Annotated in this window: 18 protein-coding genes and 1 pseudogene; 4 read left to right on the forward strand and 15 right to left on the reverse strand. The window is 63.6% G+C overall.

Annotation, left to right across the window (positions count from 1 at the left end):
• Window positions 1–149 precede the first annotated feature (149 nt).
• Window positions 150–6,671: a type I polyketide synthase gene (locus O1Y97_RS24535; protein WP_268738187.1), complete on the forward strand. Its 6,522-nt coding sequence runs from the start codon at window positions 150–152 to the stop codon at window positions 6,669–6,671.
• On the opposite strand, the gene O1Y97_RS24540 is transcribed toward O1Y97_RS24535, so the two are convergent.
• Window positions 6,672–8,015, reverse strand: coding sequence for a TolC family protein (locus tag O1Y97_RS24540; RefSeq protein WP_268738188.1), 1,344 nt, complete (start codon window positions 8,013–8,015; stop codon window positions 6,672–6,674). It lies immediately after the preceding gene.
• Window positions 8,016–8,690: 675 nt separating this feature from the next.
• Here O1Y97_RS24540 and O1Y97_RS24545 point away from each other — a divergent pair.
• Window positions 8,691–9,239, forward strand: a pseudogene (locus tag O1Y97_RS24545) (PTS sugar transporter subunit IIA).
• Between the two features lie 69 nt (window positions 9,240–9,308).
• Here O1Y97_RS24545 and O1Y97_RS24550 read toward each other — a convergent pair.
• From O1Y97_RS24550 to O1Y97_RS24575, 6 genes are all read right to left on the reverse strand, one after another.
• On the reverse strand, window positions 9,309–10,493 hold the full coding sequence (locus tag O1Y97_RS24550; RefSeq protein ID WP_268738189.1) for a calcium:proton antiporter: 1,185 nt from the start codon (window positions 10,491–10,493) through the stop codon (window positions 9,309–9,311).
• A 182-nt stretch (window positions 10,494–10,675) separates the two neighbouring features.
• Window positions 10,676–11,458, reverse strand: a complete 783-nt coding sequence (locus O1Y97_RS24555; RefSeq protein WP_268738190.1) for an SDR family oxidoreductase — start codon at window positions 11,456–11,458, stop codon at window positions 10,676–10,678.
• The gene (locus O1Y97_RS24560) at window positions 11,455–12,333 is read right to left on the reverse strand and encodes an aldose 1-epimerase (protein ID WP_268738191.1); all 879 of its coding nucleotides are present in this window, start codon (window positions 12,331–12,333) and stop codon (window positions 11,455–11,457) included. The genes O1Y97_RS24555 and O1Y97_RS24560 overlap by 4 nt, the downstream gene beginning before the upstream one ends.
• Before the next feature lie 8 nt (window positions 12,334–12,341).
• The gene (gene araH, locus O1Y97_RS24565) at window positions 12,342–13,292 is read right to left on the reverse strand and encodes an L-arabinose ABC transporter permease AraH (RefSeq protein ID WP_108610156.1); all 951 of its coding nucleotides are present in this window, start codon (window positions 13,290–13,292) and stop codon (window positions 12,342–12,344) included.
• A gap of 12 nt (window positions 13,293–13,304) precedes the next feature.
• Window positions 13,305–14,816 (reverse strand): L-arabinose ABC transporter ATP-binding protein AraG, encoded by a 1,512-nt coding sequence (araG, locus tag O1Y97_RS24570; protein ID WP_108610155.1) that lies wholly within the window; start codon window positions 14,814–14,816, stop codon window positions 13,305–13,307.
• 64 nt (window positions 14,817–14,880) lie between these two features.
• Window positions 14,881–15,873 carry an arabinose ABC transporter substrate-binding protein gene (locus O1Y97_RS24575; RefSeq protein WP_268738270.1) on the reverse strand — a complete coding sequence of 331 codons (993 nt, stop codon included), beginning with the start codon at window positions 15,871–15,873 and terminating at the stop codon, window positions 14,881–14,883.
• Between the two features lie 220 nt (window positions 15,874–16,093).
• Between O1Y97_RS24575 and O1Y97_RS24580 the strand changes: the two genes are divergently transcribed.
• Window positions 16,094–16,819, forward strand: a complete 726-nt coding sequence (locus O1Y97_RS24580; protein WP_404801307.1) for a FadR/GntR family transcriptional regulator — start codon at window positions 16,094–16,096, stop codon at window positions 16,817–16,819.
• Between the two features lie 34 nt (window positions 16,820–16,853).
• Window positions 16,854–18,002 (forward strand): galactonate dehydratase, encoded by a 1,149-nt coding sequence (dgoD, locus tag O1Y97_RS24585; RefSeq protein ID WP_268738192.1) that lies wholly within the window; start codon window positions 16,854–16,856, stop codon window positions 18,000–18,002.
• Between the two features lie 154 nt (window positions 18,003–18,156).
• On the opposite strand, the gene O1Y97_RS24590 is transcribed toward dgoD, so the two are convergent.
• The 8 genes from O1Y97_RS24590 to O1Y97_RS24625 all read right to left on the reverse strand — a co-directional run bounded on the left by O1Y97_RS24590 (window position 18,157) and on the right by O1Y97_RS24625 (window position 25,493).
• Window positions 18,157–19,239, reverse strand: a complete 1,083-nt coding sequence (locus O1Y97_RS24590; RefSeq protein WP_268738193.1) for an NAD/NADP octopine/nopaline dehydrogenase family protein — start codon at window positions 19,237–19,239, stop codon at window positions 18,157–18,159.
• Between the two features lie 52 nt (window positions 19,240–19,291).
• Window positions 19,292–19,906, reverse strand: a complete 615-nt coding sequence (locus O1Y97_RS24595) for a helix-turn-helix domain-containing protein (protein ID WP_268738194.1) — start codon at window positions 19,904–19,906, stop codon at window positions 19,292–19,294.
• A gap of 43 nt (window positions 19,907–19,949) precedes the next feature.
• On the reverse strand, window positions 19,950–20,525 hold the full coding sequence (locus O1Y97_RS24600; protein ID WP_183263811.1) for a peroxidase-related enzyme: 576 nt from the start codon (window positions 20,523–20,525) through the stop codon (window positions 19,950–19,952).
• Window positions 20,522–21,022: a CMD domain-containing protein gene (locus O1Y97_RS24605; RefSeq protein WP_268738195.1), complete on the reverse strand. Its 501-nt coding sequence runs from the start codon at window positions 21,020–21,022 to the stop codon at window positions 20,522–20,524. The genes O1Y97_RS24600 and O1Y97_RS24605 overlap by 4 nt, the downstream gene beginning before the upstream one ends.
• A 9-nt stretch (window positions 21,023–21,031) precedes the next feature.
• Window positions 21,032–22,531 carry an NAD(P)-binding domain-containing protein gene (locus tag O1Y97_RS24610; protein WP_268738196.1) on the reverse strand — a complete coding sequence of 500 codons (1,500 nt, stop codon included), beginning with the start codon at window positions 22,529–22,531 and terminating at the stop codon, window positions 21,032–21,034.
• A 96-nt stretch (window positions 22,532–22,627) separates the two neighbouring features.
• Window positions 22,628–23,713, reverse strand: coding sequence for an ABC transporter ATP-binding protein (locus O1Y97_RS24615; RefSeq protein ID WP_108610147.1), 1,086 nt, complete (start codon window positions 23,711–23,713; stop codon window positions 22,628–22,630).
• A complete protein-coding gene (locus tag O1Y97_RS24620) occupies window positions 23,713–24,507 on the reverse strand; it encodes an ABC transporter permease (protein WP_108610146.1) in 795 nt (264 codons plus the stop codon). The genes O1Y97_RS24615 and O1Y97_RS24620 overlap by 1 nt, the downstream gene beginning before the upstream one ends.
• Window positions 24,507–25,493, reverse strand: coding sequence for an ABC transporter permease (locus O1Y97_RS24625; protein WP_268738197.1), 987 nt, complete (start codon window positions 25,491–25,493; stop codon window positions 24,507–24,509). Before O1Y97_RS24625 ends, O1Y97_RS24620 begins: the two co-directional genes overlap by 1 nt.
• Window positions 25,494–25,578: the final 85 nt, after the last annotated feature.

Raw genomic sequence — 25,578 nt, forward strand, 5'->3', positions numbered from 1 at the left:
GACCTGACAGCGGAAAGCTTAACGCCGTTTTCATTCTAGATGTTTCTTAGAATGAGCCTATCGGCAGGACGATTGGATATCGGCTACTGTGTTACCCGTATCCAGGCTTGGCTTGCCAAAGGAATAATAGGCTCTCGGGGCATTACGCGATGTATGAAACCGATCAGGTGTCACCGAACGACATCGCCATTGTCGGCATGGCGCTTCGCGTGCCGGGTGCGCGCAATGTCCGCGAATTCTGGGAAAACCTGCGCGGCGGCGTGGAGTCGATCCGCGATTTGACGGAAGAAGAGCTGCTTGCCGCGGGCGAGTCTGCCGCACGCATGCATCTGCCCAACTACGTGCGCCGCAGCTCCGAGCTTCCCGGTATGGAGATGTTCGATGCCGACTTCTTCGGGCTGAGCCCCAAGGAAGCGGCGATCATGGACCCGCAGCACCGCCATTTCCTGGAATGTGCCTGGGAGGCGATGGAAGACGCCGGGCGCACGCCCGATTCGAGCGCCGGCCCCGTCGGCGTCTTCGCCGGCTGCGGCATGGGTTCCTATTTCTACTTCAACGTCTGCAGCAATCGCCAGCTTGTCGACCAGGTCGGCATGTTCCTGCTACGTCACACCGGCAACGACAAGGACTTCCTCGCCACGCGCGCCTCGTTCGCTTTCGACCTGCGCGGCCCGAGCGTCAACATCCAGACGGCATGCTCGACCTCGCTCGTCGCAATCCACACCGCCTGCCAGAGCCTGCTTGCCGGCGAATGCGAAATGGCGCTCGCCGGCGGCGTCACCATCGAATTGCCGCACCGGCGCGGCTATCTGTTCCAGGACGGCGAAATTCTCTCTACCGACGGCCATTGCCGCGCCTTCGACCATCGTGCCGACGGCACGGTGTTCGGCAGCGGTGCCGGCGTGGTCGTGTTGCGCCGCCTGTCCGACGCCATCGCCGATGGCGACATCATCCACGCCGTCATCAAGGCGACCGCCGTCAACAATGACGGCAGCAGCAAGGCCGGCTATCTCGCGCCGAGCGTCACCGGCCAGGCCGAGGCCATCATCGAGGCGCAAGGTCTCGCAGGTGTTTCCGCCGACGACATCCAGTATGTCGAGTGCCACGGAACCGGCACGTATCTCGGCGATCCGATCGAGATCGAGGCGCTGACGCAGGCCTTCCGGCAAAGCACCGCGCGCACCGGCTTCTGCCGCGTCGGCTCTGTGAAGTCGAACATCGGTCACCTCGACACCGCTGCCGGCGTGGTCAGCCTGATCAAGACCACCTTGGCGCTCAAGCATGGCGAGATGCCGCCGACGCTGAATTTCGAGAAGCCCAATCCGGCCATCGACTTCGCCCGCAGTCCGTTCGTCGTCAACGACAAGCTAACCCCTTGGCCGGCAGCTGCCGGACCGCGACGCGCGGCGGTGAACTCGCTGGGCGTCGGCGGAACAAACGCCCATGCGATCCTCGAGGTTGCACCGAAGCCGATAGTTGGTGCTGCAGGCACGGGCGACCGGGAGCCGCAGCTTTTCCTGTTTGCCACCAAGAGCCGCAAGGCGCTCGACCGCGCCATGGAGCAGATCGGCGAGGAAATTGTCCGACAGCCGGCGCTGCCGCTCGCCGATGTCTCCCACACCTTGTTTGCCGGGCGAAAGCACTTCGAACACCGCCGCGCCATAGCGGCACGCGGGCGCGACGAGGCAATCGCCCTTCTCTCCGGTTCAGAACCGAGGCGCGTCCACACCCATAGCACGATCGAGGCCGCCAACGCCGTGTTCCTGTTTCCGGGCGGCGGCGCGCAGCATGTAGGCATGGCGCGCAGCCTTTACGCCGAAGACGCTGGTTTCCGGGCGACCGTCGATGAGGGGTTGAACTATCTCACGCCGGAAGCCGCAACCGAGATCCGCCGCGTCTGGCTCGCGGCCGATACCGACCCGTCGCAAGCGGCGAGCGATTTCCTCCGGCCTTCGGTGCAGCTTCCCACCATCCTAATCGTCGAAATCGCCATCGCACGGCTGTGGATGCGCTGGGGCGTCAAGCCCTCGGCGCTGATCGGCCACTCCATGGGCGAGAATGCTGCCGCCTGCATCGCAGGCGTGATGAGCTTCCGCGACGTCGTCAATCTCGTCCGCCTGCGCGGCGAACTGTTCGACACGGTCGAGGCCGGCGGCATGCTCTCCGTCCCGCTGTCGCCCGAAGCTCTTTCCGAGCACATGAACCCGGCGCTCGACCTCGCCTCGGTGAACGCGCCCGAGCTCTGCGTGGTTTCGGGCCGCAATGGGGATCTCGAAGCGCTGCGCCTCAGGCTGGCCGAGCGCGGTATCGATGCATCGCGCATTGCCATCGATATCGCTGCGCATTCGCAGATGCTGGACCCGATCCTCGGACAGTTCGAAGCGTTCCTGCGCGGCATCGACCTGCGGGCGCCGACCATCCCGATCGTTTCCAACCTCACTGGCGAATGGCTCAGCGAAGCTCAGGCACGCGACCCGCTCTACTGGGTCCGGCATCTTCGCTCGACCGTCCACTTCGCTAAGGGTCTCGCCGCGGTTTCGGCGCAGCCGGGGCGGGTCTATGTCGAAGTAGGCCCGAGCCGGGCTCTGTCGTCACTGGTCAAGCTTCAGCCGGGCATCGAGGCGAACCAGGTCATCAACAGCCTGCCGCATCCCGACGAGGCTACCGACGACCGCGTGCATTTCCTCGCCGCGATGGGCCGTGCCTGGGCGACCGGTCTCGACGCGAGCATCGCCAAGCTGTGGGAGGGAAGCGGCGCGCGGCGCGTGTCATTGCCAACCTATCCGTTCCAGCACCAGCGCTACTTCATCGAGCGCAGCGTCGCGGCGGTAGCCAACGAGAACGAGCAGGATTTCATCGGCAAGCTGCCCGACATGACGGACTGGGGTTTCCGGCCAAGCTGGAAACAGGCATTGGCCGATGTGACGATCGACGCCGATGCCCAGCCGGCATCCTGGCTGGTCTTCATGGACGATACTGGCCTGGGTGCAGCACTGGTCGAACGGCTTCGCGCCAAGGGCCATCGCGTTGCGACGGTCAAGGCCGGCGACGGTTTCGTAAGGCACGACAGCGGCGACTACACCCTGTGCGCCGAACAGGAACGGCCAGGCTACGACGCGCTGTTTTCAGGGCTCGCCGGCGACGGCGGCGTCCCCGAGCGCATCGTGCATCTCTGGCTGGTGACGGCCGAGGAAACCTTCCGCCCGGGTTCCAACTTCTTCAACCGCAACCAGGAACGCGGCTTCCAGAGCCTGTTCTTCATCGCCCAGGCGCTTGGCGACATCGAGGGCCTCGAGCCGCAGATCACCGTCGTGACCAACGGCATGCAGCGTGTCGGCGGCGAAGCCCTGCCCTATCCGGAAAAGGCAACCATCCTCGGCCCCGCGCTCGTCATGCCGAAGGAAATGCCGGGCGCCACGGTTCGCCTCGTCGACCTTGAATTTTCGGCGCCGTCTCGGCCGGAGAAGGGCGGCTTCTTGCGGACGCGCACGGCAGCGAGCGACTTTGCGGCATCATTGCGTGACCAGCAGCTCGACCAATTGTGGGACGACATCTTCGCTGCGCCCACTTCGGAAACGGTTGCCCACCGCAAGGGCAAACGCTGGATTCGCAACTACGAAAAGCTGGCACTGGGCGAGTCCAATGCCGATAACGGCTTGCTGCGCACAGGCGGAGTCTATCTGATCACCGGTGGCCTTGGCGATCTCGCTCAGGTCGTCGCCGGCGAACTTGCATCGCGTTTCCAGGCAAAGCTGGTCCTGACCGGACGGCACGCACTGCCGCCTCGGGAGGAGTGGGAAAGACTGGCCATTCCGCTCTCGCGCAACGACCGGATACGCCGCGCCATCGAAGCGATCCAGAGCCTGGAGGCCAAGGGGGCCGACGTGCTCTACGTCACCGCCGACGTGGGCAACCTCGAAGACATGGACGCAGTGGCCGACAAGGCGCGCGCCACCTTCGGCGACATCAACGGTGTGTTCCACGCGGCCGGTCTCGTCGACGACAACCTGATCCAGCTGAAGTCGCTGGACGAGATGGAGGCGGTGCTGTCGCCGAAGCTGCGTGGCACCGTGGTTCTCGACCAGGTCTTCCGGGACAGGCCGCTCGATCTCTTCGTGCTGTTTTCGTCGACCAGCACCGACACGGCTCCCGCCGGACAGGTCGACTACGTCGCCGCCAATGCCTATCTCAACGCCTATGCCGACAGCCGTTTCGCAGACAGCTCACGCAAGACCGTCGCGCTCCACTGGGGCGTCTGGAACGCTGTCGGACTGGCGGCGCGTGCCACCGGCCAGGCCGGGCAAGCGGGGCAAGCGGGGCAAGCCGGGCAAGCCGGGCAAGCCGGGCAAGCCGACGCGCCAAACTCGCATCGTGGCAAAGCACAAGGACCGATCTTCACCGACTGGGTGGAGGACACATCAGGCGATGTTTGGCTCGAGACGCGCATTTCACCGCGCAGCCACTGGATGCTCGACGAGCATCGCCTGGTCTCGGGACAGGCCATCTTGCCGGGTACCGGCACGATTGAAATCATCGCCCAGGCGATGAAGGAGTACGGCGTCGATCAGGGTGGGGAGATTGCTGATCTCTTCTTCCTGCGCCCGCTCGAAGTCGATGACGGGCGCGACAAGATCCTGCGCGTGCGGCTTGCCGCCGAAGGCGAGCGGCAAAGGGTGCTTGTCACCGCCGCCGATGCCGAACTCGTGTCGGAAGGCTTCACCGTTCACGCCGAAGCGACGCTACGCAAGCGCCTCGCCAAGCCACACGCCGCCTCTGATGTCGCTGCCGCCTCGGCGCGCCTGACCGTGGGCCAGCGCGCCGAAGGCGAAGCTGCGCTGCGCTCGGTACAGGAAGATCATATCCACTTCGGGGCACGCTGGAAGGTGTTGCGCTCCCTTGCCCGCGGGGATCGGGAAGCCTTTGCCGAGCTCAGGCTCGATGAGACCTATCGCGGCGACATCGCCACCGGCTTCATCGCCCATCCAGCGCTGCTCGACATCGCCACCGGATTTGCGCTCGACCTGGCGCCCGGCCATGCGACATCCCACGCCCTGTGGGCGCCGATGTCCTACGGCAGCATCGCGCTCTACATGAAGTTGCCCGAGGCGATCGTCAGCTGGGCGCGGCTGAGTGAGGCATCGGATCTCGGTGACGGATTCGCGACCTTCGACATCACAATCGCCACACCAGACGGCAGCATCGTCGTGGAAATCGAGCGTTTCGTCATGAAGCGGCTGGACGACGACCTCGCCTTGGCTGCAACGCAGCGCGTTGATCGCGCACGCAAGCCTGCGGGCGACGACAAGGAACCGCTGTCGCCGGCGGCACTGCAGCTTGCTGCGCAGGTCAGCCAGGGCATCCTGCCGGCCGAGGGCTTCGAAGCCCTGATGCGTGCGCTCGGCACCGGCCAGCCGCAGCCGATCGTGAGCTCGATGGATCTTGGAGCGCTGCGCAAACGTGTGTCCCAACCGCGCGCCGAAGCGCAGGGCGCGGGCGAGGTCTTCGAACGTCCCGATCTCGACAATGACTATGTCGCGCCGCGAGACGAAATCGAACGCACGCTTGCCGGATTCTGGAGCGAATTGCTCGGCGTCGAGAAGATCGGCGTCCACGACAGCTTCTTCGACATTGGCGGCCATTCGCTGATCGCGGTGCGCCTGTTCCGGATGATCCGGAAGCAATTCGCAATCGATCTGCCGATCTCCGTGCTGTTTGAGGCGCCGACAATCGAAGAGTGCGCGGCGCTGATCGGCGAGCAAGCCGCGCCGCTGTCAGCCAAGACGGAAGAAGCCGCCGCTCCGAACGACAAGAAAATCGAGAAGGCCACTCACCTGGTCACAATGAGCGCGGGACGCTCGGGCGGAGGAACACCGTTCTTCCTCTGCGCCGGCATGTTCGGCAACGTGCTCAATCTGCGCCAGTTGGCCATGCAGCTCGGCACCGACCGCCCGGTCTACGGGCTCCAGGCGCGCGGCCTCTATGGCGACCAGGAGCCCCACGACAACTTCGTCGAGATGGCACGCGACAATCTCAAGGAGGTTCGCGCCGTCCAGCCGCACGGACCCTATCTGCTGGGCGGGTTCTCCGGTGGTGGCCTCGTCGCATACGAGATGGCGCAGCAGCTGCTCGCCGAAGGCGAGGAAGTCGCGCAGCTGATCCTGCTGGACACGCCCCTGCCGACACAGCCGCCGCTGTCATTGCTCGACCGGCTCTCGATGAAGCTGCAGGACTTGCGCCGGGAGCGGCACAATTTCGTCGCCAGCTGGATCGACGATCGCCGCCGGTGGAAAGAAAGAGTCGCAGGCCGCGCGGATGCCGAACAGGCCGAGCAGTCTTCCGAGCAGTTCCACGACCTGGCGATTGAAAACGCCTTCCGCGCCGCATTGCCACGCTACGAGCTCAAGCCTTATGCGGGCAGCGTGCTGCTACTCCGGCCGAAGCTCAACGTCATCTATCGTTTGAGCGGCGGGCGCATGTTGCAGGACGGCCGCAACGTCGCGATGGAAGACAATGGCTGGACGCCCTTTGCCGCCGGCTTGACCGTGCAGGAAGTGCCCGGCGACCACGACAGCATGGTGCTGGAGCCTTTCGTGCGCATTCTCGCCGACCGTATCCGCAAGCGGCTCAAGGAACCGGCGCGCGGGCTCGCCTACGGCATGGCGGCGGAATAGCTATTCGGCAACCGCAGTCTGCTGGACGCCTGGTACGCCGAAGAGTTCGCCAATCAGGCCCGTTTCCGCCGCGATCGTGTACTCGGCGGCGATCAGGTCGTAGCGCGCATTGTTGAGATTGATTTCCGAATTGGCGAGGTCGGCAATCGCCCTGATCTCGTCGAAGGTCGAGCGCTCGCCGACCTTGCGTTCGGCGCGTACACCCTCGAGGGCCGAGGCGGCGTTGCGCCGTTCCGCCTGGGCCAGGGTCTGCATGCGCCTTGCCAGTACACGGCGGTCGAATGCGGACCGGATTGCGGCAGTCACGCCAATTCGCGCGGCATCGGCTTCGAACACCGCGGCGCGGTTTTCATCGTTGCGCTGTCTGATACCGGCACTGACACGGCCACCCGTGTAAATCGGCATCGAGAACCGCACCTCACCACGACCCGCGACATGGCGATCGACGCCGGGAAGCGTGTCCTCGCCGCCCCGCACGCTCAGCCCCGCGGACACGGTCGGCAGCAGATCGCCCTTTGCCTGATTGACCCGGGCCTTTGCTGCATCGGCGCGGGCATCGCGTTCCTTGACGCGCGGATTGTTTTTCACAGCCAGTTCGATGAGGTCTTGTTCTTCGCTCGGCAGATAGAGCTTCGAGACCTCCGGCAGTTTCGTCTCGGGCGCGATCCCGAGCCGCAGCGCCGTGCGGCTTGCCTGGGCAATCAACAGCCTGGCGCGCTCACGCTCGACCGACAAGCGCGACAACTGACGCCCGACGTCGTCGACGTCGACGCGACTTGCTGCGCCTGCCTTCAATTCAGTCTCTATGCCGCCTTTCAGGCTGGCGAGAATGGCTGCCTGCTTGCCAAGGATCACCACGGCGCCCTTCTGGCGGTGGACTTCTATCAGCGCCAGCGCCAGTTCATAGGCGGCGGAGACACGCCTGTCATTGGCCACCTCGCCGCTGGCGCGGTAATCCGCCTTGGCAGCAGCCACGGCGGACTGTCCCCTGCCGCCCTGGTAGAGCGGGATGTCGACCGTCAGCGCATAGGAATAGGCATTGCCGGTCGTACGGTTGTCGAATTCGTCGCCGTCGCCAGCCGCAACCCCGGCGCTCGCCTCTATGCCGGCACTTGGCAGCAGGGTCGACCGCGCGCGCGCAATCTCCTCGCCGGCCGCATCGCGCCGTGCATCGGCTGCCAGTATTTCCGGATGGGTATTGATCGACGCGAGGTTGCTGCCAACGCTGCCAGTCACAACCTTGCCGGTCGCGGGAGCGGAAACCTGGCGGACAGCGCCGTTGGCGCACCCTGCAAGCGCAACGCAGGCACTCAACACCGCTACAGCCGTTCTGCAGTAAGACATCAGCGATCGCCAACCCGTTTTCTCAGACCAGTTTATGCGTGGCGGGTCCCAGGACCACGCCGTAATAATAACCAGGTGGTAAACAAACACGGTTAAGGCATGGTAAACACTTGATGCCCAGCGTCAACGACAGCTTGCATTAATCCTTTGGCTGCACACCGGGAGTTGACAACTTCTTGAGGTAGTTTCAGGGCCTCAAGAACTGCGCACCTCTATTGTTCGCCTCCCACACAGCATGCAAGGAACCCGTTTCGCGTGCAAACGCCCAGTGTTCGGCTTGCCCATTGCAGGAAATAGGGTCGGGGAAGGGACTGATCGCGGCATACCTGAAATGTCCATCCCAACATCACCAGGAAACGGGCGATAAATCTGAAATCCTTCTGATCACATGGGCGTCATTTTTATCGATCTCCTCTTCAATTCTTCTTTATTGAAAACCCTGATGAACCCCGCGCCTTGATTATTCAATTTAAATAGCTACCAATAAGACATGGAATTCGTGCTTGTTGTCCGCAGTGAGCCGAGGAGGCTCAAAACAGGAATCTAGCCCGGACGTCGACGAAGCCCTGGCCGGGCGTCCGGGAGAGCCAGGCTCCCCAACCTGTTCCTTTGGGTACGTCCGCGCTGCAGGTCGCTTGCTGCGTGCGACACCGGCAGGCACGCACGGAGGCAGCCATGCAACTCCACGAGGTCCTTGCAGAAGACGGCATCGACTTGAACTTTGTGGCCAAGGAAAAGCACTCTGCATTGGCCAAGCTTGCGGCCATGCTCGCAACCCAGGCCGGCATCGACGACAAGATCATTCGCCGCGAACTCCTCGCACGCGAACGCCTGGGCGCAACGGGAGTCGGGTGGGGAATCGCAATTCCACACGCATAGATGGATGAGCTTACCAAGCCAGTGGCGTGTATGGCGCGCCTGAAAGAGCCCATCGACTTTGGCGCGATCGACGACGCTCCAGTGGACATTCTGTTCGGCTTGCTTTGGCCGCGCAGCAAGGTGGGTACCTTCCTGCCGGCCCTGTCCTACCTGGCTCGCACGTTCCGCAACCAGACAACGCGACACCTGATCCGGCAGGCGACGACGCCTGCCGCAGTTCTGAGCTGCCTCGATCATTGCGAAGAATTGCCTGCCGCCGCGCACGACTTGCCCTCTCCGATGCCAGAGGGGGAGTTGTGGCACCCTTGGGTGCCTGGCAGTCCATCCCGCACGGACGGCACGTGACGGCACACCGGCTGCTCGCGATGGCGCGAAAACGGCAGCCTCGGCAAGAGGCTGCCGTTTTCTTATAGCTCAGGAACTGAACAGCAAGACGCCGAACACTGCGAACAGCATCAGGTGCATCAAGCCCTGCACCGCAGAAGTCCGCTGACCCAGGAATGTAAAGGCGGTCAGGCCGATCGTCAGAAGCAGCAACACGGTCTCCGTCGGTGTAATTCCCAGGACGACGGTCTTTCCGGTGACAAGCCCGACCACCAGCACTGCCGGAACCGTAAGGCCGACGGTTGAGACAAACGCGCCGAGGCAAAGATTGATCGCACGCTGCATCTCGTTGCGCAGTGCAGCCTTGACCGCGGTGATCGACTCGGGCGTGAAGACGATGATCGCAATCAACACCCCGCCCAGCGCCACCGGTGCACCCGCGAGCTCGATGCCATGGTCGATCAAGATCGCCAGATCATGGGCCAGCAAGATGATCGGAAGCATCATGCCGACCAGGGTGATCGAGCGGATTGTGTTACCTCTGGTGTCCAGACTTGCCTTTGGATGGGTTGTATCGCCATCCGGGGCCGCCCGGGTCGGAATCGAAAGCGACCCTGGCTCGGGCTGCATGAAGAGCCGGCGATAGCCGCGCATCTGCATCAGCAGGAATGCCCCATAGAGCACGACTGTGAAGGCCGCGAAGGCGATTGCCTGCGCCGGCCAAAAAGTGCCGTTGCCAGTGCTCAACGTATTCGGCAGCACGAGCGCAGTTCCGGTGAGCAAAACCGTCATCGAGATATAGGCCAGCGCACCCTGGGCGTTGTATTCCTGCTCGCCATAGCGGATCCCGCCGACGAGCAGGCAGATGCCCGTCACCAGGTTCAGGATGATCATCATGACGGCGAAGATCGAATCCCGGCCGATCGTGGGAGCCTCGCCTGGCCCCAGCATGACGGCGGCAATCAGGATCACTTCGATCGACACGATCGACAGGGTCAGGATCAAGGTACCATAGGGCTCGCCAAGCTGATGGGCGAGGTGATCGGCCTCACGCACGACACCGAAAGCCGCTGTCAGGATCGTGGCAAACAGCACCACGAAACAGACGATGGCTGTGACCGGCGAGATGGGCTCGGAGAGCCAGGAACTGCCGCCGAGCTGAAATGCGACCACGACCGCCCAGGCAACCATAAGCCGCGCTACGGTGACCTTGGGAAACAGCTCTCCGAGTGAAGCGGTCGAAGGCGCGGTGTTGGATATTGCAGGAGAAGACATCACGTTGACCCCTGGTGGGGTCGTCCCCTCAATACTAGGTCGCAACGGGTCGTCCCTGCTGCGTCAGCAACCGACACCCGGCTGCTGCGCAGGGAGATAGCACCGGGCCCTCGCAGTGTCCAGCCACGGGCTTGCCACCGCCGGACCGGTTCTCCAATATCGAAACTGCCTTCCGCCTGCCTTCATTGCGCAGCGTGCTGAAGCACGCTCAAGCCACCGTCGATGACAAGGCTGGCGGCGTTCATGAACGGGCACTCGTCGGAGATCATGAACACGGCGGCCTTGGCGATCTCGGTCGTGGAAGCGATGCGCTTGCCCGGATGCAGCGCCAGCGTCTCGGCCTTTGCCTTGGCGGGGTCGGGGAAACTGTTCCAGTAGTCGACGTTCTTCTGCGTCTCGACATAGCCAGGCGCCAGCGCATTCACCCGTACGCCCGCAGCCGCATATTCCAGCGCCAGCGACTTAGTCAGCCCAAGCAGCGCATGCTTGGCCAGCGGATAGGGGAAGGTATGCGGGATGATGGTGAAGGCGTGCGTCGAGGCTATGTTGAGGATCGCCCCTCCGCCAGCCGCAATCATGCCCGGCAGAGCCGCCTTGCAGCAGTTCCACGCGCCCTTGAGGTTGACGTCGAAGCAGCGCTGCCATTCTTCGTCGGTGGTTTCCAACGGCGTGTTGAAGACATTGATGCCGGCATTGTTGATCAGCGCATTGACTGGCCCGATCGTATTTCCGGCCGCGGCCATGGCGGCTGCGATGGCCCCGGCATCCGCAATATCCGCCTCCGCATGGGCCAGCATGCCCTCGCCAGCGCCGAGCCGAGCCATGGCTTCGCGCAACAGGGCGCCATCGCGGTCGACCACGAAAAGTCTCGCGCCTTCCTTCAGGCACTCCTCGGCGATGGCAAGGCCGATGCCTTGCGCCGCGCCGGTGAGAAAGATCCGCTTGCCGGCGAGACGTTCGCTCATGGGATGTCCTCTAGGTTCGAAACCGTGATCGAGAAGCCTCCGGATAGCGTTTCACCGGAGGCAAGCATGTGCAGCGCCGCCGGTCCGGCGAGCATCAGCGCATTGGGAGCGTGGGTCATCGGCTCCAGACAGAAGAAGCTACGATCTTCCTCCGGCGCGTAGAGCATGTACCTGGAAAAGACTGGATCGGCCGCAATGTCGGCAGCAAGGCCAGCCTCCGGCCAGGCGATCCTGGCCAAGCCGCTCCAGCCTTCGAAGCAATTGTTCAGCCTGCGGCGAGGAAGGCGGCGCGAGGTCGAGAAGTCGGCACTGTCGGGGATCGGCGTGCGCACGCCGGGCAGGCAGCCGTCGCGCTCGGTCCACCATGTTTGCGCCGTAGCCATGAGCCTCGTGCCCTCGGTGTGTGGAAAATAAGGATGGAAGCCGATGCCGAAGGGCAGCGCCTCCTGACCCCGGTTTGTCACCGAAAGCCCCAGGCGCACCGTCGCTCCGTCGATGGCGACGGTTTGGACCGCACGATAGGCATGAGGCGAACTGGTCGGCCGCAATTGCTCGAAGGCGAGCTTCACATGTGCAGGCGACACCTCCTCCACGTTCCAGCCCACCAGCCAGCCGTCGCCATGGATGTAGTTTGGCTCGTCGGTGTTGGGCTCGAAGCAATAGTGCTTGCCGCGAAGTTCGAACCCGTTGCCTTCGACACGATTGCCGATCGGCACCAGCGGAAAGCAGGCCGAGCGCAGCACGTCGAACGCACCATCCCCGTAGGGCCGCAGAAACGGACGGCCGTCTTGCATCACCCCGTCGATGATCGCGCCGCCTTGCGCACTGAGACGCAAGGACAGGCGCTCATTTTCGAGTGTGATGAAGCCGGGCATCGATCAACTTAACGCCGTCCGAGCGCATTCGAGCGTAGATTGTCGAGCAGCACTGCCAGCAGCAGGATCACGCCGCGGACGATGTACTGGTAGAAGGCCGGAATGTTGAGCAGGTTCATGACATTCTCGGCGATACCCATGATCATCACGCCGACGATGACGCCGGCAATCGCCGCCCGGCCGCCGGCCAGCGACACGCCGCCGAGCACGCAGGCCGAGATGACCGACAGTTCGAGACCGACGGCCGCATTGGGCTGACCGGAGGTGATACGCGAGGCAAGCAGGATACCGGCGATGGCACAGACGGCGCCCTGCAGCGTGAATATCCAGATGCGCGTGCGATCGACATTGACGCCGGCGAGACGCGAAGCCTCAGGATTGCCGCCGATGGCGAGCGTGTTCTTGCCGAAGACAGTGCGATTGAGCACGAAGCCGAAAACCACGAACAGGACCAGCAGTACCCAGATCGGCGTCGGCACGCCGATCAGCTTCGACAGTGCGAGCTGATAGAAGTTGGGATCGTTGATACCGACAGCGCGACCGTCCGACGAGATCAGCGCCAGACCTCGAACGATCTGCATGGTCGCAAGCGTGGTGATCAGGGCATTGATGCGGAATTTGGCAATGACGACACCGTTGATCAGTCCGACGGTGGCGCCGCAAAGGAGCGCGGCCAGGATGCCTATGATGATCGATCCTGTCGCGTTCGACGCCATCACAGCGACCATGCCCGCGAAAGCGACGATCGAGCCGACCGACAAGTCGAAGTCGCGTGCCGCCAGGCAGAACATCATGGTGCAGGCGACGATGCCGACGGTGACGACCGACTGCAGCAGGCCCAGCATGTTGCGTTCGGTCAGGAAGTTGGGGACGAAGATCGACACCAGAGCGAAGGCGAGCACGAAGATGACGACCAGCCCCTGGTCGCCGAGCAAGATCTTCTTGAAGGAATTTGTCATGCCGCGGTCCCTCTAGGATGCGATTGCGTCTGGCGTTTTCTTGTCGGGCAGAGCGGCGGCCAGAATGGCCCGCTCGCTGAACTGCTCGCGGTCGATATGCGCCGAAATGCGACCGCCGCACATCACCAGGATGCGGTCGCAGATGCCCATCACCTCGGGCAGTTCGCTCGAGACGACGACGATCGCCATGCCGTCTTCCGCAAGCCGGTAGAGGATCTCGTAGATCTCGGACTTGGCGCCGACGTCGATGCCGCGGGTCGGCTCGTCGATGATCAGGACGCGCACGCCCTGCTCGGAAAGCCAGCGGCCGAGAATGACCTTCTGCTGGTTGCCACCCGACAGGTTGACGATATCCTGCTTGCGCGAAGGCGTCCGCACCTTGAGCTTCTTGATGAAGGTTTCGGCGATCTCGACTTCCTTGCGCAGGTCGAGGATGCCGAACCTCGAATGATGTCGGCGCGAGGAGATATTGATGTTCTCCTCCAGCGAACGGCCCTGGACAATGCCGTCGTGCTTGCGATCTTCCGAGCAGAGCACGATGCCGGCGCGGATCGCCTGGCGCGGGTCGGCTATCTCGGTTCGCTCGCCATCGATCGTCATCGAGCCGCCACGACGGGCATCAGCGCCATAGACCAGGCGCATCAATTCCGAACGCCCGGCCCCGATCAGGCCAAAGAAACCGAGGATCTCGCCGGCGCGCGCCTCGAAACTGGCCGGCACGGGCAGCTTCTCGCCCGACATGTCCTCGACCTTCAGGCGCACCTTGCCCAGTTCGCGCGGACGCCAGCCCCAGACGTTGGAGATCTCGCGACCGACCATCTCGGCTACAACCTGTTCGCGGGTAACGTCCTTGAGGCTCGGGTGATGTGCGGCAAGCTTGCCGTCGCGCAGCACGGTCAGGCTGTCGCAAAGGCGGAACACCTCGTCGAGCCGGTGAGATATATAGAGGATGACCTTGCCCTCGGCGCGCAGGCGCTCGATCAGGGCAAACAGGATTTCGCTTTCGCGCGACGACAGCGACGAGGTCGGCTCGTCGAGCGCGATCACCCTGGCGTCCAGCATGATCGCCTTGGCGATCTCGACCATCTGGCGTTCACCGATCGACAAAGTCTTGACCTTGCGACGCGGGTCGATGTCGATGCCGGCCGATTTCAGCTTGTCGCCGACTTCGGCGAACATCTGCCTGGCCTGGATGACACCGGCATTGGCAGGAAAGCGGCCAAGCCGCAAATTCTCGGCGACCGTCAGTTCCGGGACGAGTTGCAGTTCCTGGTGGATGACGATGACGCCGGCGTGAAAGGCATCGCGCGTCGATGCGTATTTCTGGACCTGGCCATCGATATTGATCTCGCCGGTGTCGGAGTGCTGGTCGCCCGACAGGATGCGGATCAGGGTCGACTTGCCGGCACCATTCTCCCCCATCAGGCCGTGCACGGCGCCCTTTGCGACACCGAACGACACGTCCGACAGGGCCTGGACGCCGGGATAGGATTTCGAGATATGCGAAAATTCGAGAAACGACATCGACGGTCCTCCAGCATGTCCGGCGGCAGTGAACCCGCCGCCGGACACCGTTCAATGATGCGATTTACTCGATGCCGAGTTCCGCACGAACCTTCTCGAAGTCGTCGCGCTTGGCAAGGGCGCCAGCGGTCAGGATGAGCTTTTCCGGCTCCTTGTTGTTGGCGACCCAGTCAAACATGTTGAGAGCCGTCTCGTAGCCGTGCCGCTTCGGCGAAATGATCACCGAGCCGATGAACCCGGTGGCCGCCGGCTTCTTGAACTCGTTGATCGCCGAGTCCGCGCCGCCGATGCCGACGCCGATCACCCCGTCAGCCGGGATGCCGACGCTTTCGGACGCACGCACGGCACCCAGGACCGCCTCGTCGTTGAGGCCGAAGGCGACCCACTTCTTGATGCCGGCGTTCTTGTTGAGGACGACGGTCGCGGCATTGAGCGCGGCTTCCGTGTCGGTCTTGGCCTGCGGGGCGTCGAAGATGTTCTCGGCCTTGAAGCCATTCGCCTTCAGCACCGAGATCGCACCCTCGACACGGTCGACGGCCGTCGGAAGCTGGTCGTAGGAGACGCGGATGGCACCGACCTCCTCGGCCTTCCAGCCGCGCGCCTTCATCTCGTCGACGATGGCCTGGCCGACCGCCTCGCCGATCTTGGTCGTCGAAATGCCCATGTGAGGCACGTCTTCGAGCGGCTTGCCGTCGGCGCTGACCAGTCGGTCGTCCACGGTCATCAGCTTGAGGTTGTTGGCGGCAGCCTTGGCGACGATGCCAGGTCCGAGCTTGACGTCAGGCGTGCAGACGATGAAGCCCTGGGCGCCTTGCGCGCCGAGATTGTCGATGGCCGACATCAGCTTTTCGCCGTCCTCGGCGCCGATCTTCACCAGCGTGAAGCCTTTTTCCTTGGCTGCCTGATCGGCAAACTTCCACTCGTCCTGGAACCAGGGTTCCTCGGGCTGCTTCACGATGAAGCCGATCTTGGTCTCCTGCGCATAGGCAGAAGTAATGGTGGTGGCGGACAAGACGGCAAGGGCGCCCGCAAGGAGCGCCTTCTTCAAAAATCGCATGGTTTCCTCCCAAAAACGCGCCGGGCAAGCAGCCCGGATGACAAAAGCTAGCGTCATTCATCATACCAGTCAATTGCCTTGGTATGATGAATGAGATAGTTTCTTTCCGGAGGAGATGTCTGCATGCCGTGACGGAGGATTGTCCGGCATACGGGGCACACATAAGAACGACAGACTGACGGCAGGGGAGGAATGCATGGATAGTGCCAGGGCTGGTACGATGGACACCGCTTCAAAGGCGCGCCGTCCGCGTGTGATGCCGGACGTGGTGCGGGCAATTGCCTCCGACATCCTGGCCGGCCGTTATCCCTCCGGCGCCAACCTGCCGAGCGAAAACGACCTGGGCGTCGAACACGGCGTCAGTCGCACGGTCATTCGCGAAGCCCTGAAGATATTGGCCGCCAAGGGTCTTGTGCTCAGCCGCTCGCGGATCGGCACCGTCGTCTGCGAAAAGGAAAACTGGAACATCATCGACCCCCAGGTCCTGGAGTGGCACCGGCCGAATACGCTCGATCCCAAGCTGTTCGATTCCATCCTCGAGACACGGCGCGCCATCGAGCCGCTGGTCGCAGAGCTCGCTGCGGAGCGCGCTTCGCTGCACGAGATCGCCGATCTGGAATTGGCCTGGAAAGGCATGGAGGCGGCCGGCAGCGACGTTGCAAGTTTTGCCCGCTCGGACGCCGCCTTCCACCAGGTTCTCTATGGCGCCTGCCACAATCCGATCTTCCGGCAGATCGGCGGCCTGATCGAGACCGCGCTGAACTTCGCCCTCGAGGCGACGGCGAACTCCGTCGACCGGCGCGATGAAGCCGTCAAGGTCCACTACGGCGTCGTCGAGGCACTGCGCATGCGCGACGGCCCGGCAGCGCGCAAGGCCGCCAACGAGATCCTGGACCTCGCCGCGCGCGACCTCGCGCGGGCCAAAGCCCAGAAGAACCAGAGCTGACACCGCGCGAGCATTTGGAAAGAAGCGTCGAGCCATGAAGATCACCGCGTTCAAGACCTACATCGTTCCGCCCCGCTGGATGTTACTCAAGATCGAGACCGACGAGGGCGTCAGCGGCTGGGGCGAGCCGGTCGTCGAGGGCCGCGCCCACACCGTCGAGGCGGCGGTGCACGAACTCTCCGACTACCTGATCGGCAAGGATCCCAGGCTCATCGAGGATCACTGGAACGTCATGTATCGCGGCGGATTCTATCGCGGCGGCCCAATCCTGATGAGCGCCATCGCCGGCATCGACCAGGCGTTGTGGGACATCAAGGGCCGGGCGCTCGGCGTACCGGTGCACGAATTGCTCGGCGGCAAGTGCCGCGACCGCATCAAGGTCTATTCCTGGATCGGCGGCGACCGGCCCTCCGACGTCGCCGACGGCGCCAGGGACGTGGTGGCGCGCGGCTTCACCGCGCTCAAGATGAACGGCACCGAGGAGCTGCAGATCGTCGACAGCCACGACAAGATCGACGCCGCGGTCGAGCGCGTCGCCATGGTGCGCGAGGCCGTCGGCCCCCATGTCGGCATCGCCGTCGACTTCCATGGGCGCGTCCACCGGCCCATGGCGCGCATGCTGGTCAAGGAGCTCGAGCCCTACCGGCTGATGTTCATCGAGGAGCCGGTGCTCAGCGAGAACCGCGAGGCGCTCAAGGAGATCGCCGCAATGTCGTCGGCGCCGATCGCGCTCGGCGAACGGCTCTACAGCCGCTGGGACTTCAAGAGCGTGCTGCAGGAAGGCGTGGTCGACATCATCCAGCCCGATCTGTCGCATGCCGGTGGCATCACCGAATGTCGCAAGATTGCAGCGATGGCCGAAGCCTACGACGTGGCCGTGGCGCCCCACTGCCCTCTCGGGCCGATCGCGCTCGCCGCCTGCCTGCAGCTTGACGCGGTCAGCTACAACGCCTTCATCCAGGAGCAGAGCCTCGGCATCCACTACAACAAGTCCAACGACCTGATCGACTACGCCAAGAACAAGGACGTGTTCCGCTACGAGGACGGTTACGTCACCATCCCCGATGGCCCCGGCCTCGGCGTCGATGTCGACGAGGACTATGTCAAGGAACGCGCCAAGGAAGGCCACCGCTGGCGCAACCCCATCTGGCGCCATGCCGACGGCTCGTTCGCCGAGTGGTGACAGGCGGGCGCGGGCCCGCCCGCAATGGCGTGGTACTGCCTGTCGCCGCCACGCTCAACTCAAAAAAGAACCAGACATCGTCGATGTCTGGCTCTTTGTCATACGGCCGGCGCGTGCGTGCTCAGATCCGAGTCACGGCCCACCGCGATGGCAGTCAGGCGGCGGTTGCAAACCCGTCGCGGCACAGCCCGTTGAGCTGATCGAGCGACATCGTGTCGAGATCGAGCGCGGTGAGAAGGTCGTTCTCGGCGTTGAAGTCTCGGCCATACATGGCCGAGAAGATACGCACGCCGGCTTCGTGCAACTCGGCGGGCTGGCCGGCAAGCTGGCCGATCTTGGCGGTCATGACCAGGCCGAACGGCACGTCCTCGGTGACATAGCGGCTGTCGGCGGTGGTCGGGCCCGTGCCGCCGTTACCGGCTTCGTGCATTTCCTGGTTCATCTGCGAGATCGAGTTCATCGGCACGTGGAACGACAGATGGAAGTGCTGGAAGATATTGCGCACTTCGAGGCCGAGCTTGGTGGCGATGGCGATACGCTCCTCGTCGAGCCGCTCGAGCAGCCGCCCGACATTCGGCGTCACGTTCTGGCCCTGGCTCCAGTTCTCGCCGCGCTCCATGCGCGTCATGTTGCCGAGCGCGATGCCCATGTGGTTCTGCGGGTTGAGGTTGGAAAGCGCGATCGCCATCAGGCTGCCGCGGTCGACGAAGCGGTCGCCGAACAGCGTCTGGCAGACGGCGAAGCCGTCGGCGCTGCGCGAAGCCGGCACCGTGGCGAGGTCGACCTTCTTGCGCACGGTGTTGACGTTGACCAGCGTCGGGCTGAGCTGTCGTCCCGACACCACGGTGGTGCCCCAGCCGACGATAGGCGCAACGACGCCGCGAGCCGCGAGCAGGCGCGACAGGTAGAGCGCGCCGAAGGACGCGTGCGAGCTGATGATGATCGTCTGGGCCGGCGTGATGTAGGGTGCGATGGCGTCGAGCACGGTCTTGTGGCCATAGGCCGGCAACGCGATCACGATCGCCTCCGAACCGGCGACAAGCGCTTCGGCGCTGGCCGCAGCCGATGGATGGAAAGTGCCTTCGACCGCGCCCTGGGCGACCAGTGCCTCACCCTTGGCCAGCGCCTTGGTGCGCTCGCCCGACGGCGACCACAGCGTCGCGTGGTGGCCCTGCTGTTCGAGAAACGCCGCCGTTCCAAAGGCGATCGAACCCGCGCCGACAATACCTACCTGCATTTCACTAATTCCTTTCTGGTAAATCATCATCCCGGCCCCGAGAGGCCGGTCGTCATTTCGGGCGTATCGACGCCCTGAGTGTGTTGGTTCCCACTTCGGCCGAAGCCACGACCAGGAACGCCCTCGCCCCGACCGAGCCGGCGCCCACGCTGGTCAGGGAGTGCGGCACATCGGCTGCGTAGCGCGCCGTCTCTCCCGCCCGCACGATCATTTCATTGCCGGCACTGCGCACAACAATCTCGCCTTGCGTGCAATGCAGGTGCTCGATGGTCCCGGCGCCATGCGGATCGCTGACCAGCTTGCCCTCGCGCTCGAAGCTCAGGAGATACCATTCGATCATCGACACCATGCCGGCGGGCGACAATATCTGCATCGTGCAGCTGCCATCCGCACTTCGGATGGTGGGCGTCATGTTGCCGGGCTGCAGGTCGATACGGTCGCTGCGCTCTTCGCTGGCGCCGCTGACTAGGCTGTTGAGGTCGATGTTGAGCGCGCGCGTCAGATGCCAGAGAGTGCCGTAGGTCGGGTTTGCGTTGCCACGTTCGATCTCCGACAACATGGAGCGCGACACGCCCGACATTGTCGCCAGATCGTTGAGCGTGAGCTTCAGCTCCTTGCGGTGTGCCTGCAGGCGCGGCCCAATTTCGGGCGGATTGATCGAATTCATGCTTCTCCTCCCGCTCGACCGATCTACTTTGCGTGCCGGCCGGTCATTCTCCGACCGGCTCGCCGAGCGTGTGCATGAGCCGGTTGGCCCAGCCGAACAGCGACGAGGACAGGATCAGGTCGAGAATCTCGTCTTTGCCCAAGCCGGCATCGACAAGCGACTGCATGTCCGAAGCATCCGCATCGGAGGGACATTTCGACAGCTTGACCGCGAAATCGAAGATCGCCTTGAGACGGGGCTCCATCTCGGCATCGACGCCATCGGCGAAGATCGCCGCAATGACGGTTTCGTCCTTGGTGATCTGGTTGTAGCGCCCGGCGTGCACCGCAGCGCAGTAAATGCAGCGATTGACGATCGAGGCGCCGACAGCACCAATCTCACGCTCGGCGCGCGAAAGGCCGCCACGGTTGTACATCACGCCGTTGAACAGCGGCGAGCGGTGCGTCAGCGTCTCGACGTCATGCGCCAGCACCAGCACGTAGTCCGACACCTTGGTGTTGGAAGGCGTGACCTTGAGCGCTTCGAGTTGCTCGGCGCTGGCCTCCGCCAGATCGAGCGGCTTCACATAGGGCTTCCACTCGGGAATGGTGGTGGTGAATTCGTGAACGACCTTGCTCATGCCAGCCCCCGCATCAGCCGCAGCCCGGCGGCAACCCTGATCTGATAGCTGACGAAGGCAACGAGTTCCGACAGTCGCACGATGTCGGCATCGGTGAGCCCGGCTTCCTGCAGCAGCTCGATATCACGCCGCGTCGCATCCTTCGGGGCATGCGCCACGAGGTCGACATGCCGGATCAGTGCCTTGATGCGGATGTCGCTGCCACCGTCGAACCAGATGTCGGCAATGCGTGCGGTGGCGCCGGAAGCGCCAGCCTTGTCGAGCAGCGCCTCGAAGTGCTCCTCGAAATCCTTGTCGTCGTTGATCTTGGCGATTCGGCAGGCAAGTGCTGCACGCTCGGCATGCGACAGCCCGCCTGGTTCGACCGGCGTCAACGCCCCGTCATGGGTCTGCTGGGTCAGTGCCATGATGTCGGCACGTCCCGCCACGACTTCGGCCAGCACGCTGCCGGGTTCGATGCCGACGATTGCGGCGATCACGTCCTTGTTGTCGGCCATGCCGTCCTCCTATGCCTGCTGGCGGACGGCCGTCCGCGCCTCGTCCGGCAAGGGCGATGCCGTCCACTCGTCGCCACGCAGTTCGGGCGTGTCGTAGTCGAGCAGGCGCTGCCAGTACTGGCCGAAATTCTCGGTGTAGAGCTTGGCGGCGATCTCGCGCGCTAGCCATGCCGCACCTTCGCTGATGCCCGGTATGTCGCCGCTCATCTTGCCGAGACTGGCGGCAGCACCGGAATTGAAGCTGTGGATGTTGGCAAGCCACGGCGCCTGCCCCGGCTCGCGCTCCAGGAAGGTGAAGTCGTTGGCGAGGTAAGGGTAATTGCCGAGTTCGGTGTTTTCCTGGCCTTCGGGCGGCGTGAAACGGTCCTGCCACAGAAGGATCTTGTCGGCGTAGCCGTCGAGTTCCTTTCGCGCCAGCGGATCGACGCCGAAGCCGGTGCCGAGGATCAGGAAGTCGGCGCGCACCGTCTTGCCCTGCGATGTCGAAATGACGATCTCGTCGCCATCGAGCTCGGTCTTTTCGACGGCTGCATCGAAATGGAACCAGGCATTCGGATGCCGGCTGACGCGCATCGTCGAGCCACGCGGTGCCGGGGTCTGGGTGCGCAGCGAGTAGTTCATGATCTGCCAGCGCCTGGCATCGCCCAGTTGCGGGAAGGCAGCGGTGAAGCCGAACGAGCCGATGCCCATCAGCTTGTTGATGCAGGGCATCTCCTTGCGTCGGATGAGGTGGCGGACTTCCGCGGCACCTGCCTCCAGCGCCTCGGCCGCATTGTCGACGGCAGATGCGCCGACCCCTACCACTACGACACGCTTGCCGCGCAGGGCAGCGAAGTCGATGTCATGGGACGAATGCGCCCAGTATTTCGCGGGCAGGTTGTCGACGAAGCCGGGAATGCTGGGATGACCCATTCCGTCGCGGCCCGTCGCCATCACCACCTTGCGGGCCAGCACCGATTTTTCGCGCGCGCCTTCGCCCGAAAGCGTCAGCCGCATCAGCTCGCCTTCCGGCAAGATAGTCTTGACCTCGACGCCATTCTCGACCGGCAGGTCGAGCACCTTGCGGTACCAGCGCAGATATTCCATCCACATCGGACGCGGGATCTTGTCGAGTTCAGCCCAGGTCTCGTTACCGAATTGCGCGACATACCAGGCACGGAACGTCAGCAACGCCATGCCATAGGCCGGGCCGGTCAGTTGCTTGGGCGAGCGCAGCGTTTCCATGCGCGCATAGGTCAGCCATGGGCCTTCAAAGCCCACCGGGCTGCGGTCGAAGATGCGGATGTTCTGGATGCCGGCACCGATCAGCGCAAAGCTGGCAACCAGGCCGCACATGCCGCCGCCGATGACGACGACGTCGTGGACCTGTTCCTCCCCCTCGACTGCGGTCGGCACCACCCAGTTTGACGGCGGGTAGCACAGGCATGCGAGATCGTCGTGAACACGCTGCTCGAGTTCGGCCAAGCCGCCGGCGGCCGATTGAAGCGGCGCCTGTACGTCATACGCCATGGGTCGCCCCCGCTGTCCGCTCGAAATCGTCATTTCGCATGTCCTGCCCTGCCTGCTGTCGGCCCGCATCCGTCACCGGCGCGGGCCGTTGTCGTCTCAGTTGTGTGCGTGGCGGTCGGGGATGACCGTCGTGGTCTCGGGCTTCCAGCCGACCCAGATGTCCTCGCCATTGAGCTGGGCAACGTCGGAAGGGTGGACCAGCGCATTGAGAACCGCCCCGTCGGCAACCTCGACCGAAAGCGAAGTGTGATTGCCCTTGAACACGCGTTGGCGGACCTTGCCCTTGATGCGGTTGCCGCTTGTCGGTTCGTCGGCCGAGCAGTGGATCGCCTCGGGGCGCAGCACTACATAGAGGTGATCTCCGGCCTTGGGGGCCAGCCCGCCCTGTGCCGCCTTGATGGTGACGCCGTTCCAGTTCAGCGCAGTCGTGTCGCCCTCGGTGCCGACAACTGTGCTGCGCAGGAGGTTGGTCTCGCCGATGAAGTTGGCGACGAAGACGCTGCCCGGACGGCCATAGAGCGTGTTCGGATCGCCCATCTGCTCGATCTTGCCCTTGTTCATGACCACGATCGTGTCCGACATGGTCAGCGCCTCTTCCTGGTCGTGTGTCACGAACATGAAGGTCTTGCCGGTCTTTTCCTGGATCGACTTGAGCTCGATCTGCATCTGCTGGCGCAGCTTGGCATCGAGCGCCGATAGCGGCTCGTCGAGCAGCAGCACGTCCGGATCGGGCGCAAGCGCACGCATCAGTGCCACGCGCTGGCGCTGGCCGCCGGACAGTTCCGACGGGAGACGCTTGGCGTAGTCCTGCAACTGGACGAGTTCGAGCAGTTCCGATACCCGGCGGTGGATCTGCTGGTTGTCGAGCCCCTTGAGCTCAAGGCCGAAGGCGATGTTCTTGGCGACGCTCATATGCGGGAATAGCGCATAGTCCTGGAACACGATGTTCACGTTACGCTTGTTGGGCGGAACGCGCGTCACGTCCTTGCCGCCGAGCAGGATGCGCCCGGAATTCGGCATTTCGAAACCACCGAGCATGCGCAGCGAGGTCGACTTCCCGCAGCCGGAGGGGCCGAGCAGGGTGACGAACTTGCCCGCCTCGATGCTGAGGTTCAGGTTTTCGACGGCAACGTGCTTGCCGTAGCTCTTGGTGACGTTGTCGAACTGGACGACGGGTTGCATCAGCGGGTCCTCGCGCGGCGGGTCAGGTATTCGGCGTAAAGTCCGACGGCGGCGGTAACCACCAGGACGAGTGTCGCCATTGCGTTGATTTCGGGAGACATGCCGCCCTGCACTTTGGCGAAGATCAGCATGGGAAGGGTCGGACGATAGCCGCCCAGGAAGAAAGTGCGGACAAAGTCGTCGATCGACAAAAGCACGCAGAAGATCATGCCGCCGACCAGCGCCGGCTTCAGGTAGGGCAGCGTCACGCGGAAGAAGGCAACGACGCTGTCGGCGCCGAGGTCACGCGCCGCGTCGACCAGATTGCCCGGCATCGAGCGCAGCCGCGTCAGCGCCATCACCACCACGAAGGGCACGGCGTGCACCGTGTGGCCAAGGATGATGGCGGCCGTTCCCGTCGGCATGTCGATGGTCGAGATGAAGATGCGCAGCGAGATCGCCGAGATCATGCCGGGCACGACGGCCGGCAGGCAGGCGAGCGCGAAAATGATAACCTGGCCCTTGATGCCTTCGGCAACAATCAGCATGGCGATCCAGGTGCCGAGCGTCGTCGCGGCCAACGTCGAAGCGGCGGCGATCATCACCGAATACAGGCAGGCCTCCAAGAACTGCTTGTCCTGCATCACCTTGGCGTACCAGTCGAGCGTCCAGTCGCCGATCGGGAAGGCGACGAAGTTGGCGTCCTTGAAGCTCATCGCCATCATTAGCGTCAGCGGCAGGAGCAGATAGAGCAGGAAGGCCCAGTAGAACGCGGTCAGCGTCGTGCGCGGAGCGTCTGCAAACATGTTGCGCATCAGAATGCACTCCTTTTTTTGCCGCCGACGAGGCGCATGAAGATGCCGGCCGTGATCAGGGCCGTGACCAGCATGATCAGTGCGAAGGCGGCGCCGACAGGCCACTTGTCGCTGGCGCCGTGGAAGAAGCCGCTGATCGTCTCGGGGAACAGCACGGTGGTCGGGCCGCCGAGCAGCATGGGCGTAGCGAAGACGCCGATGCAGGTCAGGAACACCAGCGAGCACCCCGACACGATGCCGTCCTTCGACAGCGGCAGGATGATCCTGCGGAAGCGCGTGAACGGGCCGGCGCCGAGATCGGCCGCCGCGTCGAGATACTGGGAAGGGATCTTCTCGATCGCCGAATAGAGCGGCAGGAGCATGTAGAGGCAGATGAGATAGACAAGGCCGAAGCCGAGTGAGAACGAGGTGTAGAGCATCGGGATCGGCCGGTCGATCAGCCCGATCTCGCGCAGCAGCACGTTGACCGCGCCGCGGTTGGCCAGCAGCATGATGACCGAGAAGGTGCGGATCAGTTCGCCGGCCCAGAACGGCACCAGCAGCAGCAGCAGCGCCTTGGAACGCCCCTCCGGCTTGACGATCTTGGCGACGTAGTAGGCGACCGGATAGACGACCACCAGGGTGACCGCGGTCGCTGTCGTGGCGAAGATGAAGCTCTTGATCAGCGGCGTGAAATAGAGCGATTCTTTGAAGAAGATCGCGTAGTTATCGAGGGTGAAACGCGACTCCACGCCCGGCTGGACCGGGTAGTGGGACAACAGGCTGATCTTCAGCATCTGATAGATCGGCCCGACATGCATCATGACCAGCCAGATCAGCGGCACACCAGTCAGAAGTATGACCCGGCCGATGCGCGACTCCACCGCAGCCCCCAGCGTATGCCGGTAGAGCGCGGAGTTTACCACCTTGGCAATGCCGGTCGAATATTTGGGCACGGACGCGTCGCGCCCTCCCGCATAGCCGGCTGTCGTGTTGCTACTCACCATCAAACAATCTCGGTTGGCGCAACCCGACCGGTGCCGCATGACATGATTGGCCGTCGGTCATTGCGCGTTGTTGGATTACAGCGCC

Source organism: Aminobacter niigataensis, from assembly GCF_946995915.1.
GTDB lineage: Bacteria > Pseudomonadota > Alphaproteobacteria > Rhizobiales > Rhizobiaceae > Aminobacter > Aminobacter niigataensis.

Bases quoted from the DNA above. Each gene is read 5' to 3' on its own strand.
- O1Y97_RS24535 (WP_268738187.1), top strand. From the start codon at position 150: ATGTATGAAACCGATCAGGTGTCACCGAACGACATCGCCATTGTCGGC.
- O1Y97_RS24540 (WP_268738188.1), bottom strand. From the start codon at position 8,015: ATGTCTTACTGCAGAACGGCTGTAGCGGTGTTGAGTGCCTGCGTTGCG.
- O1Y97_RS24550 (WP_268738189.1), bottom strand. From the start codon at position 10,493: ATGTCTTCTCCTGCAATATCCAACACCGCGCCTTCGACCGCTTCACTC.
- O1Y97_RS24555 (WP_268738190.1), bottom strand. From the start codon at position 11,458: ATGAGCGAACGTCTCGCCGGCAAGCGGATCTTTCTCACCGGCGCGGCG.
- O1Y97_RS24560 (WP_268738191.1), bottom strand. From the start codon at position 12,333: ATGCCCGGCTTCATCACACTCGAAAATGAGCGCCTGTCCTTGCGTCTC.
- araH (WP_108610156.1), bottom strand. From the start codon at position 13,292: ATGACAAATTCCTTCAAGAAGATCTTGCTCGGCGACCAGGGGCTGGTC.
- araG (WP_108610155.1), bottom strand. From the start codon at position 14,816: ATGTCGTTTCTCGAATTTTCGCATATCTCGAAATCCTATCCCGGCGTC.
- O1Y97_RS24575 (WP_268738270.1), bottom strand. From the start codon at position 15,873: ATGCGATTTTTGAAGAAGGCGCTCCTTGCGGGCGCCCTTGCCGTCTTG.
- O1Y97_RS24580 (WP_404801307.1), top strand. From the start codon at position 16,094: ATGGACACCGCTTCAAAGGCGCGCCGTCCGCGTGTGATGCCGGACGTG.
- dgoD (WP_268738192.1), top strand. From the start codon at position 16,854: ATGAAGATCACCGCGTTCAAGACCTACATCGTTCCGCCCCGCTGGATG.
- O1Y97_RS24590 (WP_268738193.1), bottom strand. From the start codon at position 19,239: ATGCAGGTAGGTATTGTCGGCGCGGGTTCGATCGCCTTTGGAACGGCG.
- O1Y97_RS24595 (WP_268738194.1), bottom strand. From the start codon at position 19,906: ATGAATTCGATCAATCCGCCCGAAATTGGGCCGCGCCTGCAGGCACAC.
- O1Y97_RS24600 (WP_183263811.1), bottom strand. From the start codon at position 20,525: ATGAGCAAGGTCGTTCACGAATTCACCACCACCATTCCCGAGTGGAAG.
- O1Y97_RS24605 (WP_268738195.1), bottom strand. From the start codon at position 21,022: ATGGCCGACAACAAGGACGTGATCGCCGCAATCGTCGGCATCGAACCC.
- O1Y97_RS24610 (WP_268738196.1), bottom strand. From the start codon at position 22,531: ATGGCGTATGACGTACAGGCGCCGCTTCAATCGGCCGCCGGCGGCTTG.
- O1Y97_RS24615 (WP_108610147.1), bottom strand. From the start codon at position 23,713: ATGCAACCCGTCGTCCAGTTCGACAACGTCACCAAGAGCTACGGCAAG.
- O1Y97_RS24620 (WP_108610146.1), bottom strand. From the start codon at position 24,507: ATGCGCAACATGTTTGCAGACGCTCCGCGCACGACGCTGACCGCGTTC.
- O1Y97_RS24625 (WP_268738197.1), bottom strand. From the start codon at position 25,493: ATGGTGAGTAGCAACACGACAGCCGGCTATGCGGGAGGGCGCGACGCG.